Source organism: Inquilinus sp., from assembly GCF_057815775.1.
Genome location: NZ_JBYRFX010000954.1, coordinates 1 through 2,102 on the forward strand (window position 1 = coordinate 1; position 2,102 = coordinate 2,102).

General features: G+C 74.1%; 2 protein-coding genes. Both read right to left on the reverse strand.

Annotated features, from left to right (window positions below; all coding sequences use genetic code 11):
- Positions 1-1,047: ABC transporter ATP-binding protein (locus AC3XYG_RS34415; RefSeq protein WP_489144397.1), on the reverse strand; the 1,047-nt coding region annotated here is incomplete at its 3' end.
- A partial coding sequence (locus AC3XYG_RS34420) for an ABC transporter permease (protein WP_489144398.1) occupies positions 1,035-2,102 on the reverse strand: 1,068 nt, incomplete at its 5' end. The genes AC3XYG_RS34420 and AC3XYG_RS34415, both read right to left, overlap by 13 nt.

Sequence of the window (2,102 nt, forward strand, 5' to 3'; positions counted from 1 at the left end):
CATCAGCCAGCCATCCTCGACCCGGATGCGCAGTGCCGCCCCCTCTTCCGGCGGCGGGCCGCGATGGGCGACGCGCAGCAGCCGGTCGGGGTCGGCATCCGGCCGGCAATGCAGGATGGTGACGGCGCCTTCGAACACGGCACGGTCGAGCCGGGCGGGAATGCCCGCCGCCGGATCCAGCGCCAGGCCTTCCGCCCGCAGGCAGGCCGTTTGCGCCGGCGCGTGCACGCCCAGGCCGCTGCGCAGCTGCACGGCATGGCCCCACAGATCCACGGCACACAGGCCAGGGCCGGCGCCGCCGCGCCAGGCCACCGGCACCACCATGCCGCGGCCGACGAAATCCGCCACCATGGCCGTCGCCGGCTCAGCATAGAGCTGCCTTGGCGGCGCCACCTGCTGCAGCCTGCCATGATCCATCACCGCGATGCGGTCGGCCAGGGCCATCGCCTCGGCCTGGTCGTGGGTGACGTAGATCACGGTGGCGCCGAGCTGGCGGTGCAGCCGGCGGAATTCGGCCTGCAGCGCGTCGCGCAGATGCACGTCGAGATTGGCCAGCGGTTCGTCCATCAGCACCAGCGACGGCGCCATCGCCAGGCAGCGGGCCAGGGCGACGCGCTGGCGCTGGCCGCCGGACAGGGTGTCGGGCCGCGCCTCCGCCCGGTCGGACAGGCCGACCGCCGCCAGCGCCTGGTCGGTGCGCCGGGTACGGTCCGCCGCGGCCAGGCGGCGGATGCGCAGGGCGTAGTCGACATTCTCCCGCACGCTCATATGCGGCCACAGGGCATAGGACTGGAACACCATGCCGATGCCGCGGTCTTCGGCCGGCACCGCCGCCCCGGCCCCGGCCACGGCGCGGCCGCCGATCCGGATCACGCCGGCATCGGGCGTGTCAAAGCCGGCGAGAAGGCGCAGCAAGGTGGTCTTGCCGCAGCCGGAGGGGCCGAGCAGCGCCAGGAATTCGCCCTGCGCCACGTCGAGATCGACCCCGTCGACCGCCATCCGGGGCCCGAAGCGCTTGCTGACGCCAGCGATGTCTACGGCAGCCATGGCAGCGATCCCTTCGGCAGGCGGCGGGCGAACAGGGTGGCCAGGCCGGCGAGGCCGAGCGTGACCAGCACCGTCAGGACGGCGACGGCCGAGGCCGCGGTCGACGCGCCTTCGGCCTGCAGCGAGAACACCATCACCCCGACCGTCTCGCTGCCGCGCGACCACAGCAGGGCCGAGACCGTCAGCTCGTTGAAGGCGGTCAGGAACACCAGGATGGCGGCGGTGGCGACCGCGGGCGCCACGGCGGGCAGCAGGATCCCGGCCAGGCGCCGCGGCCCGCCGGCGCCGGCCCGGCGCGCCGCTTCCTCCGGCGCCGGGTCGGCCTGGGCGATCGCCGCCGCGATCGGGCGCAGCGCCAGCGCCAGGAACCGGCCGAGATAGGCGACCAGGATGATGCCCAGCGTGCCGTACAGGCTGACCCCGATCAGCGGCAGCGGCCGCAGCAGCAGCATGATGACGGCGATCGCCGTCAGCACCCCGGGCAGCGCATAAGGCAGGTCGGCCACGGCATCGAGCCAGCGCATCGCCCGCCAGCGCCGCGCCTCGGCATAATAGGCCAGCACCAGCCCGGCCGCCGCGGTGGCCAGCGCCGCCGACCCGGCCAGGATGGCGCTGTTCAGGAAGGCACGCTGCGTCGCGTCGTGCTGGAACAGGATATAGGAGAACTGGTCGAGGCTGATGGTGGCGAAGGTCAGGTCCACCCCCAGTGCCGGCACCAGGGCCGAGGCCAGCAGCGCCAGCAGCGGCGCCAGCGACAGCACGGCGAGGATTAGCCACAGCAGCGTTTCGACCCAGGGCCGGGCGCGGCCGAGCGGCAGCACCGGGCCGGTCGGGCCGGTGCGCACCAGCACCGGCGCCCGCGCCGCCGCCCAGCGCTGCAGCCCGAGGCCGAGTGCCGCCAGGATGGCCAGCACCAGCGCCAGCGCCGCGACCTCGCCCAGCACCGAGGGACCGAAGCCGCTGAGCCGCTGGTAGATCAGGGTGGTCAGCACGCTGTAGCGGCCGGGGATACCGAGCAGCGCGGGCACGCCGAAATTGCCGATCGCCGAGACGAA